The sequence below is a fragment of the Idiomarina sp. ST10R2A5 genome (assembly GCF_051842325.1).
Taxonomy (GTDB): Bacteria; Pseudomonadota; Gammaproteobacteria; order Enterobacterales; family Alteromonadaceae; genus Idiomarina; species Idiomarina abyssalis.
Map to the genome: position 1 here is coordinate 1 of NZ_JBNIEX010000007.1, position 15,272 is coordinate 15,272.

Annotated in this window: 23 protein-coding genes; 6 read left to right on the forward strand and 17 right to left on the reverse strand. The window is 46.3% G+C overall.

Going from position 1 to position 15,272, the window contains the following annotated elements; all coding sequences use genetic code 11:
• Positions 1 to 241 precede the first annotated feature (241 nt).
• Positions 242 to 1,027, forward strand: coding sequence for a hypothetical protein (locus tag ACP7FG_RS09535; RefSeq protein WP_439226243.1), 786 nt, complete (start codon positions 242 to 244; stop codon positions 1,025 to 1,027).
• 70 nt (positions 1,028 to 1,097) lie between these two features.
• Here the strand turns inward: ACP7FG_RS09535 and rplQ are convergent, their stop codons facing one another.
• The 17 genes from rplQ to rplN all read right to left on the reverse strand — a co-directional run bounded on the left by rplQ (position 1,098) and on the right by rplN (position 9,591).
• Positions 1,098 to 1,499, reverse strand: coding sequence for a 50S ribosomal protein L17 (gene rplQ / locus ACP7FG_RS09540; RefSeq protein ID WP_034822551.1), 402 nt, complete (start codon positions 1,497 to 1,499; stop codon positions 1,098 to 1,100).
• Positions 1,500 to 1,538: 39 nt separating this feature from the next.
• A complete protein-coding gene (locus tag ACP7FG_RS09545) occupies positions 1,539 to 2,528 on the reverse strand; it encodes a DNA-directed RNA polymerase subunit alpha (RefSeq protein ID WP_054489083.1) in 990 nt (329 codons plus the stop codon).
• 25 nt (positions 2,529 to 2,553) lie between these two features.
• Positions 2,554 to 3,174 carry a 30S ribosomal protein S4 gene (gene rpsD / locus ACP7FG_RS09550; protein WP_054489085.1) on the reverse strand — a complete coding sequence of 207 codons (621 nt, stop codon included), beginning with the start codon at positions 3,172 to 3,174 and terminating at the stop codon, positions 2,554 to 2,556.
• A gap of 28 nt (positions 3,175 to 3,202) precedes the next feature.
• Entirely contained in the window at positions 3,203 to 3,592 is a 390-nt protein-coding gene (gene rpsK / locus ACP7FG_RS09555) for a 30S ribosomal protein S11 (RefSeq protein WP_011235125.1), read from the reverse strand.
• Positions 3,593 to 3,604: 12 nt separating this feature from the next.
• Complete coding sequence (gene rpsM, locus ACP7FG_RS09560) at positions 3,605 to 3,961, reverse strand: 30S ribosomal protein S13 (protein WP_011235126.1); 357 nt, start codon at positions 3,959 to 3,961, stop codon at positions 3,605 to 3,607.
• A 120-nt stretch (positions 3,962 to 4,081) separates the two neighbouring features.
• Positions 4,082 to 4,195: a 50S ribosomal protein L36 gene (gene rpmJ / locus ACP7FG_RS09565; RefSeq protein WP_006956433.1), complete on the reverse strand. Its 114-nt coding sequence runs from the start codon at positions 4,193 to 4,195 to the stop codon at positions 4,082 to 4,084.
• Between the two features lie 24 nt (positions 4,196 to 4,219).
• Positions 4,220 to 5,548, reverse strand: coding sequence for a preprotein translocase subunit SecY (gene secY / locus ACP7FG_RS09570; protein WP_054489087.1), 1,329 nt, complete (start codon positions 5,546 to 5,548; stop codon positions 4,220 to 4,222).
• A 5-nt stretch (positions 5,549 to 5,553) separates the two neighbouring features.
• Positions 5,554 to 5,988 (reverse strand): 50S ribosomal protein L15, encoded by a 435-nt coding sequence (gene rplO, locus ACP7FG_RS09575; protein WP_054489089.1) that lies wholly within the window; start codon positions 5,986 to 5,988, stop codon positions 5,554 to 5,556.
• A 3-nt stretch (positions 5,989 to 5,991) separates the two neighbouring features.
• Positions 5,992 to 6,174 carry a 50S ribosomal protein L30 gene (gene rpmD, locus ACP7FG_RS09580; RefSeq protein ID WP_054489091.1) on the reverse strand — a complete coding sequence of 61 codons (183 nt, stop codon included), beginning with the start codon at positions 6,172 to 6,174 and terminating at the stop codon, positions 5,992 to 5,994.
• Between the two features lie 6 nt (positions 6,175 to 6,180).
• Positions 6,181 to 6,681: a 30S ribosomal protein S5 gene (rpsE, locus tag ACP7FG_RS09585; protein WP_011235130.1), complete on the reverse strand. Its 501-nt coding sequence runs from the start codon at positions 6,679 to 6,681 to the stop codon at positions 6,181 to 6,183.
• A gap of 9 nt (positions 6,682 to 6,690) precedes the next feature.
• The gene (gene rplR, locus ACP7FG_RS09590; protein ID WP_054489093.1) at positions 6,691 to 7,044 is read right to left on the reverse strand and encodes a 50S ribosomal protein L18; all 354 of its coding nucleotides are present in this window, start codon (positions 7,042 to 7,044) and stop codon (positions 6,691 to 6,693) included.
• A 9-nt stretch (positions 7,045 to 7,053) separates the two neighbouring features.
• Entirely contained in the window at positions 7,054 to 7,587 is a 534-nt protein-coding gene (gene rplF, locus ACP7FG_RS09595; RefSeq protein WP_054489095.1) for a 50S ribosomal protein L6, read from the reverse strand.
• A gap of 14 nt (positions 7,588 to 7,601) precedes the next feature.
• On the reverse strand, positions 7,602 to 7,994 hold the full coding sequence (rpsH, locus tag ACP7FG_RS09600; protein ID WP_011235133.1) for a 30S ribosomal protein S8: 393 nt from the start codon (positions 7,992 to 7,994) through the stop codon (positions 7,602 to 7,604).
• Between the two features lie 26 nt (positions 7,995 to 8,020).
• On the reverse strand, positions 8,021 to 8,326 hold the full coding sequence (gene rpsN, locus ACP7FG_RS09605) for a 30S ribosomal protein S14 (protein ID WP_011235134.1): 306 nt from the start codon (positions 8,324 to 8,326) through the stop codon (positions 8,021 to 8,023).
• A gap of 11 nt (positions 8,327 to 8,337) precedes the next feature.
• Positions 8,338 to 8,877, reverse strand: a complete 540-nt coding sequence (gene rplE, locus ACP7FG_RS09610; RefSeq protein ID WP_054489097.1) for a 50S ribosomal protein L5 — start codon at positions 8,875 to 8,877, stop codon at positions 8,338 to 8,340.
• Between the two features lie 20 nt (positions 8,878 to 8,897).
• The gene (rplX, locus tag ACP7FG_RS09615) at positions 8,898 to 9,212 is read right to left on the reverse strand and encodes a 50S ribosomal protein L24 (RefSeq protein ID WP_034822544.1); all 315 of its coding nucleotides are present in this window, start codon (positions 9,210 to 9,212) and stop codon (positions 8,898 to 8,900) included.
• Positions 9,213 to 9,222: 10 nt separating this feature from the next.
• Entirely contained in the window at positions 9,223 to 9,591 is a 369-nt protein-coding gene (rplN, locus tag ACP7FG_RS09620) for a 50S ribosomal protein L14 (RefSeq protein WP_006956444.1), read from the reverse strand.
• Between the two features lie 271 nt (positions 9,592 to 9,862).
• Here rplN and ACP7FG_RS09625 point away from each other — a divergent pair, with 271 nt between their 5' ends.
• Genes ACP7FG_RS09625 through ACP7FG_RS09645 form a run of 5 tightly spaced genes read left to right on the forward strand, consistent with a single transcriptional unit; the run spans position 9,863 to position 15,264 of the window.
• Positions 9,863 to 12,652 (forward strand): monovalent cation/H+ antiporter subunit A, encoded by a 2,790-nt coding sequence (locus tag ACP7FG_RS09625; protein ID WP_439226244.1) that lies wholly within the window; start codon positions 9,863 to 9,865, stop codon positions 12,650 to 12,652.
• Positions 12,652 to 12,993, forward strand: coding sequence for a Na+/H+ antiporter subunit C (locus tag ACP7FG_RS09630; protein ID WP_054489101.1), 342 nt, complete (start codon positions 12,652 to 12,654; stop codon positions 12,991 to 12,993). Before ACP7FG_RS09625 ends, ACP7FG_RS09630 begins: the two co-directional genes overlap by 1 nt.
• On the forward strand, positions 12,993 to 14,507 hold the full coding sequence (locus tag ACP7FG_RS09635; protein WP_439226245.1) for a monovalent cation/H+ antiporter subunit D: 1,515 nt from the start codon (positions 12,993 to 12,995) through the stop codon (positions 14,505 to 14,507). The genes ACP7FG_RS09630 and ACP7FG_RS09635 overlap by 1 nt, the downstream gene beginning before the upstream one ends.
• 5 nt (positions 14,508 to 14,512) lie before the next feature.
• Complete coding sequence (locus ACP7FG_RS09640) at positions 14,513 to 15,001, forward strand: Na+/H+ antiporter subunit E (RefSeq protein WP_224798154.1); 489 nt, start codon at positions 14,513 to 14,515, stop codon at positions 14,999 to 15,001.
• Positions 14,995 to 15,264 (forward strand): K+/H+ antiporter subunit F, encoded by a 270-nt coding sequence (locus ACP7FG_RS09645; RefSeq protein WP_054489107.1) that lies wholly within the window; start codon positions 14,995 to 14,997, stop codon positions 15,262 to 15,264. The genes ACP7FG_RS09640 and ACP7FG_RS09645 overlap by 7 nt, the downstream gene beginning before the upstream one ends.
• The last annotated feature ends 8 nt before the right edge of the window (positions 15,265 to 15,272 follow it).

Here is a 15,272-nt window from a genome sequence, read left to right on the forward strand (position 1 = left end):
GCCTGATTCCCTTCCGGATAACTCATGACAACGGCGGCGAATTATAGTGATCTCTCTGAGCCTTTCAAGATCTTTTTTTGATCTCAAACATCAACTGACTAAAAAACAAACTGACGACTTTAAAACCCCTTATTATTGAGCGATTTTAAATCTATTTTGTTGTTTTTTTGTGATTTATTTGAACTGTTGTTATATTAAAGTCTCAAATAATAAATGGACTCAATTTAGGGGCTTCGATTATATGCGCTGGAAATTAATTACGTTTACCTGTTTACTTGTGGCAACTCTAAATCCGAGCGCAATACGAACGAGCAGTGCTATCACTCTTGATAGCAACACAACAAGTTCAGAGTCCGATTTAAAAAGTACCTACCGAAATATCATTGATAACCACCTAAACAAAAATTTCTCGATTATGCGTACAGTCCGCATTTTAATTAACCATTACCCTGAGCACGCCAGCTATATTGTTGATGCAGCATTTGATGCGAGGGAAAATCGAGTTAAAGCTATTGTCGTTGCTGCGATGCAGGCGGAACCCGCTGTTACCTACAGCGTGGTCGACATAGCTATTCAACGCTACCCTGACTTGTGTGACGCTATCGTCGAATCGGCCATTCAAACCGAACCGGCTTATATCGACGACATCATTAGTATTGCTCTCAAACGAGAACCTGATCAAGCAGATATAATTATACGAAAAGCAGTGGCATCACACCCTGACTTCACCGAATCCGTTTTGCGAACTGCGGCAAAGGAAGCACCGGACTCTATACTCTCTTCAATAACCGAATCTATTAAAGCACTGCCAGACACAGCTACGGCACTAGTCTCTGTGTTAAAGGACTTCTTTGTCGGCACTGATAAAGAAAAGCAGAACTACAGTTTGAATAAGGAAGAGTGGAGATTGCTTACTTTAGAAGCAAAGCAGTCGGGAGTAAGCCGTAAAGAACTTGAGTGGCTGGTTAATGAAGGGTATTTAGAAAAGGAGACGTTAGCGAAAATCTTTGACGAAAAGCTAAACTAAAAAAGAATCGCAATTCCAAAAACAAAAAAGCCGACTGCGTACAGTCGGCTTTTTAACTTTCTGAATCAGTTTACTCAGTAACTTCTTCCGCTACTTCTTCAACTTCTTCTACTTCTGGGCGACCAACTAATTCAATGTAAGCCATTGGTGCGTTATCACCTGTACGGAAGCCACACTTCATAATACGAGTGTAACCACCTGGGCGTTCTTCATAACGCGGACCTAACTCATTAAACAGCTTGCCAACAACTTCTTTGTCACGTGTGCGTGCGAACGCCAGACGACGATTTGCTACGCTGTCTTGTTTTGCCATTGTGATCAACGGCTCAACAACGCGACGTAACTCTTTTGCTTTTGGCAAAGTCGTCTTGATGATCTCATGACGCACCAAAGAGCTTGCCATGTTGCGGAACATTGCCTGACGATGGCTGCTGTTTCGATTTAGTTGACGACCACTCTTACGATGGCGCATACCTATACCCTTCTCAGTAAATCTATTACTAAGGTGACCTTAGTCGTTATCAATTAAGCTAGCTGGTGGCCAGTTCTCAAGGCGCATGCCAAGAGACAAACCACGTGAAGCCAACACGTCTTTGATTTCAGTCAACGACTTTTTACCTAAGTTCGGAGTTTTTAACAACTCGACCTCAGTCCGTTGTACTAAGTCACCAATGTACTGAATCGCTTCTGCTTTTAAGCAGTTCGCAGATCGAACAGTCAATTCCAAGTCGTCTACCGGACGAAGAAGAATCGGATCAAACTCCGGTTTCTCTTCTTTCTCTTCCGGTTCGCTGATATCACGAAGTTCAACGAAGGCATCCAGCTGCTCAGCTAAAATTGTTGCTGCACGGCGGATTGCTTCTTCTGGATCCAATGTACCATTGGTTTCCATTTCGATAACCAGCTTATCTAAGTCGGTGCGCTGCTCAACACGTGCCGCATCTACAGAATATGCAATGCGCTCAACCGGGCTGAACGACGCGTCGACAAGTAGACGACCGATTGGACGTTCATCATCATCAGCGGACTGACGTGATGCCGCAGGCACGTAACCGCGACCACGTTCAACTTTAACTCGCATAACGAGTTCATAGTCGCCTGTCAAATGACAGATAACGTGCTCAGGATTAACGATCTCAACATCACCATCGTGAGTGAAATCGCCTGCTGTTACAGGACCTGCTCCGGATTTATTCAAAGTCAGAGTCGCTTCATCTTTACCTTCAATGCTGACAGCCAGCCCTTTCAGGTTTAACAAAACTTCAATGACATCTTCCTGAACGCCCTCTTTGCTGCTGTATTCGTGCAGCACGCCATCGATTTCAACCTCAGTCACTGCACAGCCTGGCATTGACGACAGTAAAATGCGACGTAACGCATTACCCAGTGTATAACCAAAGCCGCGTTCCAGAGGCTCCAGTGTCACCTTGGCATGAGTCGGGCTGATTTGCTCGATGTCGACTAACCTCGGCTTTAGGAATTCGGTAACAGAACCCTGCATTGTGTCCTCTCTCTATGCTTAAGCTTTACTTAGAGTAAAGCTCTACGATCAACTGTTCGTTAATTTCAGCAGACAAGTCGCTACGTTCTGGAAGACGTTTAAATTCACCTTCCAATTTGCTGTTGTCTACTTCTATCCAGACTGGCTTCTCGCGTTGTTCTGCAAGCTCCAGTGCTGCTCCGATACGTGCCTGCTTTTTCGCTTTTTCGCGAACAGAAACGACATCTTCAGGACGAACCTTGAACGATGGAATGTTCACTACCTGACCATTCACAACAACTGCTTTGTGACTGACCAGCTGACGAGCTTCTGCGCGTGTTGACGCAAAACCCATGCGATACACTACGTTATCCAAGCGCTGTTCCAGCAACTGCAACAGGTTCTCACCGGTATTGCCTTTCAGTCGTGCAGCTTCTTTGTAGTAGTTACGAAATTGCTTTTCCAGAACGCCGTACATACGACGAACTTTCTGTTTCTCACGCAACTGAACACCGTAGTCTGACAAACGGCCGCGACGCGCGCCGTGTTGTCCTGGTGCAGTCTCGATCTTACATTTAGAATCGATTGCGCGAACGCCGCTTTTCAGGAACAAATCTGTTCCTTCGCGACGGCTCAGCTTGAGCTTAGGACCCAAATATCTTGCCATGATCTTTCTCCAACTATCGATTCACGCCTTAAACGCGACGTTTCTTAGGCGGACGACAACCGTTGTGAGGAATCGGTGTCACATCGGTAATATTTGTGATTTTGTAACCAACGGCGTTCAGGGCACGAATCGATGATTCACGACCTGGGCCTGGACCATTCACAAATACTTCCAGGTTTTTCAGTCCGTATTCCTTCGCCATTTCACCTGCTCGTTCTGCTGCAACCTGTGCTGCGAACGGCGTTGATTTCCGTGAACCACGGAAGCCCGATCCACCTGCGGTAGCCCACGCTAATGCGTTACCCTGGCGATCAGTAATGGTAATAATGGTGTTGTTGAAAGATGCATGTACGTGAGCCATGCCATCGGCGACCTGCTTTTTAACGCGCTTTCGAGAGCGAGTCGGTGTTTTAGCCATTACTCAATCCCCCTATTTCTTAATTGGTTTGCGCGGACCTTTACGAGTGCGCGCATTTGTTTTAGTGCGCTGCCCACGTAGAGGTAAGCTACGACGATGACGAAGTCCACGGAAACACCCGAGGTCCATCAAACGTTTAATGTTCATAGATACTTCACGACGCAGATCGCCTTCTACTGCGAACTTTGATACTGCGTCACGAAGCGCGTCCAGTTTGTCTTCTGACAATGAACCAATCTTAGTGTCTTCAGCAATACCCGTTGCAGCAAGAATCTGCTGTGAACGAGTACGGCCAACACCGTAGATTGCAGTCAAGGCAATGACTGCATGCTTATTGTCAGGAACGTTAATGCCAGCGATACGGGCCACTAACACGTCTCCTTTAATTTGTAGGCTTCAGTTGAAAAGCCCGTTAGGATACTCAACCGATTGCCGAATTGCAAATACTTCAAAGGCCGCGGCTGTTAAGCCGCTAGCCTTTCCTTCGAATCAACCTTGTCGTTGCTTATGCTTAGCATCAGTGCAAATAACGCGAACTACACCGTTACGCTTGATGATCTTGCAGTTACGACAGATTTTCTTCACGGAAGCACGAACTTTCATTGCTACTCTCCGTTCTACCCAATCTTACCGGCCGTAGCCTTTTAGATTGGCTTTTTTCAGGACAGAGTCATATTGATGCGACATCATATGAGTCTGAACCTGTGCCATAAAGTCCATGATAACAACAACGATAATCAATAATGATGTACCGCCGAAGTAGAATTGCACATTCCATGCAATCATCATGAACTCCGGAACCAAACAGACAAAGGTAATGTACAGTGCGCCTGCTAATGTCAAGCGCGTCATTACTTTATCGATATATCTCGAGGTTTGCTCACCTGGGCGTATACCCGGGATAAACGCACCTGACTTCTTCAAGTTATCCGCTGTTTCGCGAGGGTTAAATACCAACGCTGTATAGAAGAAACAGAAGAAGATTATCGCAGCCGCGTACAATAACACATATAACGGCTGACCGGGAGACAATGTCATTGATACTTGCTGCAAAAAGTCTGCAACCGCACCTTCACCAGAGCCAAACCAAGTGGCAATGGTACCCGGAAATAAAATAATACTCGACGCGAAAATTGGTGGAATAACACCTGCCATATTCACTTTCAATGGCAAGTGAGTGCTTTGTGCAGCGAATACCTTACGACCCTGTTGACGCTTGGCGTAGTTAACGACGATACGACGTTGACCACGTTCAACAAAAACAACGAAGTAGGTTACTGCAATAACCACAACACCAATTAACAATAACAATAACAAGTGCAAGTCACCTTGACGCGCTTGTTCGGCAGTTTGGCCGATAGCGGAAGGTAATCCTGCAACAATACCCACAAAGATCAGGATAGAGATACCGTTGCCTATACCACGCTCAGTAATTTGTTCACCTAGCCACATAAGGAACATTGTCCCTGTGACTAAGCTCACAATAGCAGTGAAATAGAAGCCGAAACCAGGGTCTATTACGAGTCCTGGCATTAAGTTTGGTAAGCCAGTAGCTATACCAATCGACTGGAACGTAGCCAGTATTAAAGTACCCCACCGCGTATACTGGTTTATCTTACGACGACCAGATTCACCTTCTTTCTTAAGCTCGGCCAGGCGTGGATGAACCACACTTGCCAACTGCATAATAATCGAAGCCGAAATATACGGCATAATACCTAATGCAAATACTGAAGCGCGCTCCAAGGCACCACCGCTGAACATGTTAAACATAGCAACGATGGTATCTTTCTGCTGCTCGAATAGCTGAGCTAATACAGCGGCATCAATACCAGGAATAGGCACAAAGGAGCCCGCTCGGAAAACGATAATCGCTCCTAACACAAACAACAGGCGACGCTTAAGTTCCGACAAGCCACCTTGCGCTCGATTTGATTCCAATCCTGGTTTAGCCATTTGCTCTATCCTTCGATTTTGCCGCCAGCAGCTTCAATAGCTTCGCGAGCGCCTTTGGTGACTTTCAGACCTTTTACAGTCACAGCACGACTTAACTCACCAGATTTGATGACTTTAGCGTGTAGTACGTTCTTACGAACGAGACCTGCTGCTTTCAAAGTCGCCAGTTCAACGGTATCACCGTCAACCTTCGCGATCTCTGCCAAGTTTACTTCCGCAGTAACCATTGCTTTGCGAGAAGTAAAACCAAATTTTGGCAGACGACGTTGAATTGGCATTTGTCCGCCTTCGAAACCTGGCTTAACAGTACCACCAGAGCGAGATTTCTGCCCTTTGTGGCCACGTCCACCAGTCTTTCCAAGACCTGAACCAATACCGCGTCCAACGCGCTTTTTGCTGCTTTTTGCACCAGGTGCGGGAGCAAGAGTATTAAGTTCCATCGCTTATCCCTCCACCTTAACCATGTAATTAACTCGGTTCACCATACCGCGGACTGCAGCAGTGTCTTCCAACTCTACTGTGTGACCAATGCGGCGGAGACCCAAGCCACGTAGTGTAGCTTTATGCTTCGGCAAACGGCCGATAGAGCTACGCGTCTGTGTTACTTTGATTGTCTTATTCGCCATTGTTCACTACCCCAGTATTTCGTCAACGCGCAATCCACGCTTCGCCGCAACTTGCTCCGGCGATTTCATGCCGTTCAACGCTTTGATAGTCGCGCGAACAACGTTGATTGGGTTGGTTGAACCGTATGCTTTTGACAGCACGTTATGTACACCTGAAACTTCCAGAACCGCACGCATTGCACCACCAGCGATGATACCCGTACCTTCTGAAGCAGGTTGCATGTATACCTGTGAACCTGAATGACGCCCTTTTACAGGGTGCTGTAAAGTGTCGCCTTTCAGCTGAACGGTAACCATATTGCGACGTGCTTTTTCCATTGCTTTTTGAATAGCAGCGGGTACTTCACGCGCTTTACCATAACCAAAACCGACTTTACCTTTACCGTCGCCAACCACAGTCAGTGCAGTGAAGCTAAAGATACGACCACCTTTAACAACCTTTGCTACACGATTAACTGTGATCAACTTTTCTATCAGTTCACCGGTTTGAGCTTCTACATTTGCCATGTTCGTCTCCTAGAACTGAAGTCCGGCTTCACGAGCTGCGTCCGCTAATGCGGCTACGCGACCGTGGTATTTAAAACCACTACGATCGAAAGAAACGCTTTTAACGCCTTTTTCAATCGCTCGTTCAGCGATAGTTTTGCCCACGACTTTGGCTGCATCTACATTACCTGTAGATTTAAGCCCTTCGCGAACACTTTTCTCTGCAGTCGATGCGGCTGCCAGCACTTCAGAACCGTTAGGTGCGATCAACTGTGCGTAAATATGCCGTGGTGTACGGTGAACGACCAGGCGATTTGCACCCAACTCTTTAATTTGTTTACGTGCGCGAGTAGCACGACGTAAGCGAGCTGCTTTATTGTCCATCGTATTACCCTACTTTTTCTTGGCTTCTTTACGGCGCACTTGCTCGTCAGCATAACGAACGCCTTTGCCTTTATAAGGCTCTGGCTTACGGTATGCGCGAATGTTAGCGGCAACTTGACCAACTAACTGCTTATCTGCACCTTTAACGACGACTTCAGTCTGAGTCGGAGTATCGATTGTAATTCCTTCTGGAATTTCGAACTCCACAGGATGCGAAAAGCCTAGCGTCAGGTTCAGTTTTTTACCTTGTGCTTGCGCACGGTAACCAACACCCATCAACTGTAACTTACGTTCGAATCCTTTAGTGACTCCGACCACCATGTTTTGCAACAATGCACGAGCCGTACCAGCTTGAGCAGTTGAGTTAGCAACACCTTCACGGGCGTTAGTACGTAACTCACTGTCTTCTTTCACTAGTTCAACTGCATCGTTTACAACACGACTCAGTGAGCCCTGGGCACCTTTAATCGTGACTTCCTGGCCATTTAGCGTAACTTCAACGCCAGCAGGAATTTCAATGGGTGCTTTAGCAACACGTGACATTTCCTACCTCCTAATTACGCTACGTAACCGATAATTTCGCCACCAAGACCAGCTTGGCGAGCGGCACGATCAGTCATCAGGCCTTTAGACGTCGAAACTACTGCGATGCCAAGGCCACCCATTACGTTAGGCAGCTCGTTGCGTTTCTTATAGATACGCAGACCGGGGCGACTAACGCGCTCGATTGTTTCAATTACTGGCTTGCCTTCGAAATATTTCAATTCGACTTCAAGCTCAGGTTTAACAGTACTCTCGGCACTGTAACCAGTAATAAAACCTTCTTCTTTCAGAACTTGAGCAATCGCCACTTTCTGCTTAGAAGACGGCATTTTAACCGTTACTTTGTTAGCACCTTGAGCGTTGCGAATGCGTGTGAACATATCCGCAATTGGATCTTGCATGCTCATATTTGCTTTCTCCCGTGATTCGTGGCTTACCAGCTAGCTTTTTTCAAGCCAGGAATTTCACCGCGCATCGCCATCTCACGGACCTTGATTCGGCTCATACCGAATTTACGAAGGAAACCATGAGGACGACCAGTTATACGACAACGGTTACGTTGACGCGTCGGACTGGCATCACGTGGGAGCTGTTGCAACTTAAGTACGGCTTCCCAACGCTCTTCGTCTGATGCTTTAGGGTCATTAATGACCGTTTTCAGTGCGTTGCGTTTTTCTGCGTATTTTGAAGCGATTTTAGCTCGCTTCACGTCACGCGCTTTCATTGACTGTTTTGCCATAACTCTACACCTTACTTTCTGAACGGGAAGTTAAAGGCAGCTAGCAAAGCACGAGCTTCGTCATCTGTGCCAGCATTAGTGGTAATGGTGATATCCAGACCACGTACCTTGTCGACTTTGTCATAGTCGACTTCCGGAAAGATGATCTGCTCACGAACACCCATGCTGTAATTACCACGACCATCGAACGATTTAGGGTTCAGGCCACGGAAGTCACGGATACGTGGGATTGCAATCGAAATTAAGCGTTGCAAAAAGTCCCACATGCGCTCGCCGCGCAGAGTTACTTTACAGCCAATCGGGAAGCCTTCACGGACTTTGAAACCGGCGACAGACTTGCGTGCCACAGTACGAATTGGCTTTTGACCAGAGATAGCCTCTAGGTCCGCCACTGCGTTATCAAGTACTTTTTTGTCAGCCAGAGCTTCACCAACACCCATGTTAAGGGTGATTTTTTCAATCCGAGGGACTTGCATGACGCTGTTGTAGCTGAACTCTTTCATCAGTCCAGGAACTACCGATTCTCTATAAAAATCATGCAGTTTCGCCATCGTAAAACTCCAAGTTTGAATTAAATGATTGCGTTGTTCGATTTGAAGAAGCGAACTTTCTTGCCATCTTCAATACGAAATCCAACACGATCTGCTTTACCTGTCTCTGGGTTAAGGATCGCTACGTTCGAAATGTGGATGGCTGCTTCTTGTTCAACGATGCCGCCAGATTCACCTAAAGCCGGATTTGGCTTCTGATGTTTCTTGACTACGTTGACGCCTTCCACGATCACGCGATCTTTATCAGTAAGAACTTTCAGGACTTTGCCTTGCTTGCCCTTGTCCTTACCTGCCAGGACGACTACTTCGTCATCACGTTTAATTTTTGCCGCCATAATTGACTCCTTATAGTACTTCTGGTGCCAGCGAGATAATCTTCATAAACTGCTCTGAACGCAGTTCACGAGTTACCGGCCCGAAAATACGAGTGCCAATGGGCTGTTGGTTGTTATTCAACAACACAGCCGCGTTGCGGTCAAAACGGATGACCGACCCGTCTTGTCGACGGACGCCTTTTCTGGTGCGAACGACCACCGCATTCACTACATCGCCTTTCTTCACCTTACCGCGAGGAATTGCTTCCTTAACAGTAACTTTGATGATATCGCCGATGTTTGCGTAGCGACGGTGCGAACCACCTAGAACCTTAATACATTGTACGCTGCGCGCGCCGGAGTTATCGGCAACGTCCAGGGTAGTTTGCATTTGGATCATTTCAGTGCCCCGCTTAGTTAAAAAAACAGACCCTCTCGGGTCGTGCTGCCTTTGGTTTTTCCCTTATAAAAAGGGCCGCGAATTGTAACAGATAAAATTTAGGAGTGGTAGGGTAATCTCAGAATTTTTCGTAGGTGTACGGTGAACTAACGACTATAACGGTTTAGTTTAGTTGGATTGCGGCAAAACCAATGGTAAATTCAATACTTTAAGTTGCTCTACGACATCCACCTTATATAAAGAGCACAAGCTGACTTGGGACTTCGATGGTATGAATCTGTTATTCATTATTTTTGCCCCATTTTTTGGTGCGCTCTTACCACTATTGGTTAAACGTGCTTCACGACCGGTAAAAACCGGAGTTACATTACTGGTTCCTGTTCTGTGCTTAATTGTTTTATTTCAATACGCACCTGCAACGTTAGCTGGTGATGTACCCAAACAAATGGTTGAGTGGCTTCCCGGCATCGGTCTGGACTTTGCTGTTCGGCTCGATGGACTCTCTCTGCTCTTTGTCGGGCTTATCTTAGGAATTGGCGTACTCATTATTACATACGCCCACTACTATTTAAGTCGTGAAGACGATGAAGCTCGTTTTTATGCGTGCTTATTATTATTCATGTCATCGATGCTTGGCATCGTTATGGCCGACAACATCTTATTAATGTGGGTGTTTTGGGAACTGACCAGTATTTCTTCCTTTCTACTGATTGGTTACTGGTTCCATAGTAGTGATGCCCGACGCGGTGCTCGAATGGCACTGGCAACGACCGGAGCCGGCGGACTCGCTTTATTGGCGGGTTTGCTTATTATTGGCAATATCGTCGGCAGTTATCAGTTAGATGATATTTTTGCGGCGGCAGAACAAATAAAGGCTCATGCCTATTATGTCCCCGCTTTAATATTGGTTTTACTTGGCGCCTTCACTAAGTCAGCGCAGTTCCCTTTTCAGTTCTGGCTGCCACACGCTATGGCGGCCCCAACTCCGGTCAGTGCATACTTACACTCAGCTACCATGGTAAAGGCAGGTATCTTTTTACTGGCACGTTTTCACCCGGTATTAGCTGAGACTGAGCTCTGGTTTACCCTAGTAACTTTAACCGGCTTAATCACCATGTTAGTAGGTGCTTACTTTGCGCTGCTAAAACATGACTTAAAAGGACTACTGGCATTCTCTACCGTGAGTCATCTCGGTCTCATTTGTATGTTACTCGGCATTGGCACGCAGGGTGCTGTCATAGCCGCCTTATTCCACATTATTAATCACGCTTGTTTTAAAGCCGGTCTATTCATGACCGCCGGTATTATTGACCATGAATCAGGCACGCGTGACATGCGCAAATTACAAGGCTTAATGAGCCTGATGCCAATTACCGCAACACTGGCCATGATTGTTGCTGCCTCTATGGCAGGCATTCCGCCTTTCAATGGCTTTATGTCGAAAGAGCTCTTCCTTGATCAGGCACTCCAACAACACCTATTTGGCGGATTGTCCTGGTTTATTCCAATCCTGGCGACAGTTGGAGCGATGCTTTCCGTAGCCTACTCTATTCGTTTTATCCATGACGTTTTCTTTAACGGTGAATACAAAGAGTTACCAAAGAAGCCTCATGACCCACCAAGGATGATGTCGGCTCCGGTCGTTGTTCTGGCTTTACTGTGTATCGCTATCGGGCTGGCTCCGATGACGATGGTTTCGGGCATACTTGATCAGGCTGCAGCCGCAGTTACTGCCGCCCCTGTTCAGGTTAAACTGTCTTTATGGCACGGATTCAATATACCTTTACTCATGAGTGCTGTAGCGGTTGTCGGCGGAATCCTTATTTACCTTGCGCGAGACCAGCTATTTACTTTCAACCGACAGTTTGACGGACAGGACGCGAAACACAACTTTGAGCACATTATTCAAAAAGTGTCGGACGCCGCAGCAAACTTCTATGAGCGGCTAGATACAGGCTCACTGCAGCGTTACATTGCGTTTGTGCTTATCAGTGTCGTTGTTGTCTTATTGCCGTCATTAAGTGATTTAAGTGTCGTCACCGGGGGCAAACCGCAACTGCCCGTTGATATGGTTAGTATGGTGGGTGCTCTGGTCCTTATTGGAGCGGCATTTGCAACAGCAACATTACACCGCAACCGTTTTGTCATGCTAAGCATGTTATCGGTCGTTGGCCTGGTTGTATCACTGGCGTTTGCGCATTTTTCGGCGCCCGATTTAGCAATGACTCAGTTAGTCGTGGAAGTAGTTAGCATTATTTTGATGATACTGGCGCTATTCTTTATGCCACAAAAAACCAGTCGGGCTTCCTCAGGACACCGCGTTTTTAGAGACATTATTATTGCCAGCTTTATTGGTGGTATTGTCGCGACACTTAACTTCGCCATTCTTACCTCACCGTTTGAAAGCATTTCCGACTTTTTCCTTGCCAATGCCAAATCCGGTGGCGGTGGAACAAACGTGGTTAATGTTATTTTGGTAGATTTCCGTGGCTTCGATACATTAGGTGAAATTACCGTGCTGGCTATAGCAGCAGCCGGCATTCATAAACTCTTAAACAAACTGAAGCCCTTTATGCCATCCAGCGATATCGATGGCCGCCCCTGGCATCGTATCAAACACCCACTGATGTTAACTACGGTAGCTAATATCATTCTGCCTATAGCGATGATCGTTGCAGCCTACATCTTCCTTAGAGGACATAACTTACCCGGTGGCGGCTTTATCGCCGGGCTTATTGTCGCATCCGCCATGATCCTGCAATACATCGCAAATGGTGTTGATTGGGTAAAAGAACGGTTCAATGTTAATTACCAGTCACTTATGTCATTTGGTGTAATGACCGCGGCATTAACGGGTATTGGTAGCTGGGTGTTTAATAAACCCTTCCTGACATCATGGTTCACCTACTTAGAATGGCCGTTGGTTGGTAAGTTTGAATTTGCAACAGCCTTACTGTTTGACTTGGGTGTTTTCCTGACTGTTGTCGGCGCAACCATGATGATTTTAAGTAACTTTGGCAAGATGACGACGCGTCATCGCCCAACGCATGAGGGACATTAATGGAAACTTTATACTCTGTTACCGTTGGCGTTTTGACCGCATGCAGCGTTTTCCTTATTTTACGAGGCCGCTCTTTTCCTGTGGTCGTGGGCATCACTATGCTGTCTTACGCTGTTAATTTATTTCTCTTTTCCACCGGACGACTCACAATAGACGGGGCACCAATTTATGGTACCCAGGAAACTTATGCAGATCCGTTGCCTCAAGCTCTGGTTCTTACCGCTATTGTTATCGGTTTTGCAATGACAGCTTATTCGATCATCTTAGCCGTACGCGCCCGTGGAGAAATTGGAACGGACGAAGTTAATCAGCAGGATAACAGCACGGAGGGCAACCGCTAATGTGGCAACAACATTTGGCGATACTTCCGATTTTAGTGCCGCTTTTTGCAGCACTCTTACAACTTCTGCCTTGGGGAGATAGACCTCAACCCAAAAGAAGAGCTATTGGTCTTCTGGCAAGTATATTGACGCTCGTACTAAGCATCGCGTTACTCATTCAGGTTAACCAGGACCAAATGATTGTTTATGCTCTGGGAAACTGGCCGGCGCCGTTTGGCATTGTCCTGATGGTAGACAAACTCAGTGCATTGATGATGCTGATAACCGCGATATTAGCCCTGCCCGTTCTGATTTATGGCTGCTACGCTGAGGATAATCTCGGCTCCCATTTCCAGGCCCTATTCCAATTTCAGATTATGGGCATAATGGGGGCTTTTGCCACGGGCGATATTTTCAACTTATTCGTATTTTTTGAGGTGCTTTTAATTTCTTCGTATGCATTACTTATGCATGGAGGAGGAAAATTCCGTTTACGCACCACATTGCATTATGTCCTGCTTAACCTGTTAGGTTCTGCGCTTTTCTTAATAGGCATAGGTACGTTGTATGGTGTGACTGGTACGCTGAATATGGCTGACCTTGCCACACAAATTCAACAGTTAACCGGTGATCAGGCCGCTTTAGCGAAAGCCGGCGGTATGATGCTATTAATCGTTTTCGGAATAAAAGCAGCTATCTTACCTCTGCATTTCTGGTTGCCTCAGGCGTACTCTACAACCACCGGAGTGGTAGCTGCGTTGTTTGCGATAATGACGAAGGTCGGTGTCTACGCTATCGTTCGGGTTTACACCCTTATTTTTGGTCCCGAAGCAAACGAACTGGCCTTTATTGCCCATGACTGGTTATGGGTTATGGGTCTTATTACCATGTTGGCCGGAGCCATTGGTATTCTTGGAGCACGCGACCTGAGGTTATTAGTCGCCTATTTGGTCGTCATTTCTATAGGCACGCTTATAGCGACATACAGCTTAAATGACATAGCCACCACCGGCGCAATGCTGTTTTATTTAATACACTCGACCTTTATTACTGGTGCGTTGTTCTTATTGGCTGATCTCATTGCATTTGAGCGTGGTAAAACAGCCTCTCGCATTGTCTCTGGTAAGAAAATGGCAAATCACTCAACTTATTCTGTCATGTTCCTGGTCGCAGCAATTGCAATTATCGGATTACCACCGCTGTCCGGCTTTGTTGGAAAGCTCTTTATATTAGAGTCGGCCAGTCCGAATGGAACAAACTTTTGGCTGTGGGGGGCTGTATTAGGCGCTACGCTAATTATGCTTGTTTCTGTAACCAGGGCGGGAAGTAAGATGCTTTGGCACACACTATCAGGCAAACCTAATGAGCAATCGGCTCCTTTAGGCAAACGCGCTGCAGTCATCATGCTGCTTGCGCTGTCACTGGCCATGACAATTTTTGCTAATCCTATTCGTAGTTACACTACTGATGTCGCGGAGCAGCTTTATGATATACAACAGTATCCATCACGCGTACTAACTGAAGGGGAGAAATAATCGTCATGAAAAAACTTTTCCCGACACCTTGGCTGTCAGTATTTTTACTGGCTGTCTGGATACTACTGTTTAACTCTATTGCTCCCGGAGTCGTATTGCTGGGCGCAATATTTGCGTGGTTTGTTCCATTTCTTTTTCGCTCAGCATGGCCTAAATTCGCAACCATTAAGCGCCCAGATTTAGCGTTGGTTTATTTCTTTATTCTTTTAAATGACATTGTCGTCGCCAATTTTAAAATTGCAGGAATGATAATAGGAAAACCTCGCTCGATAAAACCGGCACTTTTCGTCTTTCCACTGGATATGAAAGAGGAACTACCCGTTACTATTCTTGCCAGCACAATCACATTAACGCCTGGTACTGTTTCTTGCGAAATAACTCGCGGACGTAAAGGGATTCTTATTCATGCATTCTCTGAGGAAAACCCCGAAGAAGTCATAAACACTATTAGAAATCGTTACGAGCGACGCCTGAAGGAGATTTTTAAATGTTAACGACAGTACTGCAAATTGCCTTCTTGCTATTCAGTTTATCGGTGTTGCTAAACTTCTGGCGGCTGGTTAAAGGCCCTGATTTACCGGACCGGATATTGGCATTAGATACCATTTATATTAACTCCCTGGCTTTATTACTTCTGCTGGGAATGTATCAGAACACCCAAACCTACTTTGAAGCCGCCCTGCTTATTGCCATGTTTGGCTTTGTTGGCACCATCGCCGCTGGTAAGTTTTTACTGCGCGGCGACTTAATAGAATAAAGGTAGAC

Coding starts and splice junctions, on each gene's coding strand:
- rpsN (WP_011235134.1), bottom strand. CDS start 8,326: ATGGCAAAACAGTCAATGAAAGCGCGTGACGTGAAGCGAGCTAAAATC.
- rplN (WP_006956444.1), bottom strand. CDS start 9,591: ATGATCCAAATGCAAACTACCCTGGACGTTGCCGATAACTCCGGCGCG.
- rplQ (WP_034822551.1), bottom strand. CDS start 1,499: ATGCGCCATCGTAAGAGTGGTCGTCAACTAAATCGAAACAGCAGCCAT.
- ACP7FG_RS09645 (WP_054489107.1), top strand. CDS start 14,995: ATGTTAACGACAGTACTGCAAATTGCCTTCTTGCTATTCAGTTTATCG.
- rpmD (WP_054489091.1), bottom strand. CDS start 6,174: ATGGCGAATAAGACAATCAAAGTAACACAGACGCGTAGCTCTATCGGC.
- ACP7FG_RS09535 (WP_439226243.1), top strand. CDS start 242: ATGCGCTGGAAATTAATTACGTTTACCTGTTTACTTGTGGCAACTCTA.
- rplX (WP_034822544.1), bottom strand. CDS start 9,212: ATGGCGGCAAAAATTAAACGTGATGACGAAGTAGTCGTCCTGGCAGGT.
- rplO (WP_054489089.1), bottom strand. CDS start 5,988: ATGGAACTTAATACTCTTGCTCCCGCACCTGGTGCAAAAAGCAGCAAA.
- rplE (WP_054489097.1), bottom strand. CDS start 8,877: ATGGCGAAACTGCATGATTTTTATAGAGAATCGGTAGTTCCTGGACTG.
- ACP7FG_RS09625 (WP_439226244.1), top strand. CDS start 9,863: ATGAATCTGTTATTCATTATTTTTGCCCCATTTTTTGGTGCGCTCTTA.
- rpsH (WP_011235133.1), bottom strand. CDS start 7,994: ATGAGCATGCAAGATCCAATTGCGGATATGTTCACACGCATTCGCAAC.
- rpmJ (WP_006956433.1), bottom strand. CDS start 4,195: ATGAAAGTTCGTGCTTCCGTGAAGAAAATCTGTCGTAACTGCAAGATC.
- rpsE (WP_011235130.1), bottom strand. CDS start 6,681: ATGGCAAATGTAGAAGCTCAAACCGGTGAACTGATAGAAAAGTTGATC.
- ACP7FG_RS09635 (WP_439226245.1), top strand. CDS start 12,993: ATGTGGCAACAACATTTGGCGATACTTCCGATTTTAGTGCCGCTTTTT.
- ACP7FG_RS09630 (WP_054489101.1), top strand. CDS start 12,652: ATGGAAACTTTATACTCTGTTACCGTTGGCGTTTTGACCGCATGCAGC.
- ACP7FG_RS09640 (WP_224798154.1), top strand. CDS start 14,513: ATGAAAAAACTTTTCCCGACACCTTGGCTGTCAGTATTTTTACTGGCT.
- rpsK (WP_011235125.1), bottom strand. CDS start 3,592: ATGGCTAAAACACCGACTCGCTCTCGAAAGCGCGTTAAAAAGCAGGTC.
- rplR (WP_054489093.1), bottom strand. CDS start 7,044: ATGGACAATAAAGCAGCTCGCTTACGTCGTGCTACTCGCGCACGTAAA.
- rpsD (WP_054489085.1), bottom strand. CDS start 3,174: ATGGCAAGATATTTGGGTCCTAAGCTCAAGCTGAGCCGTCGCGAAGGA.
- ACP7FG_RS09545 (WP_054489083.1), bottom strand. CDS start 2,528: ATGCAGGGTTCTGTTACCGAATTCCTAAAGCCGAGGTTAGTCGACATC.
- rplF (WP_054489095.1), bottom strand. CDS start 7,587: ATGTCACGTGTTGCTAAAGCACCCATTGAAATTCCTGCTGGCGTTGAA.
- secY (WP_054489087.1), bottom strand. CDS start 5,548: ATGGCTAAACCAGGATTGGAATCAAATCGAGCGCAAGGTGGCTTGTCG.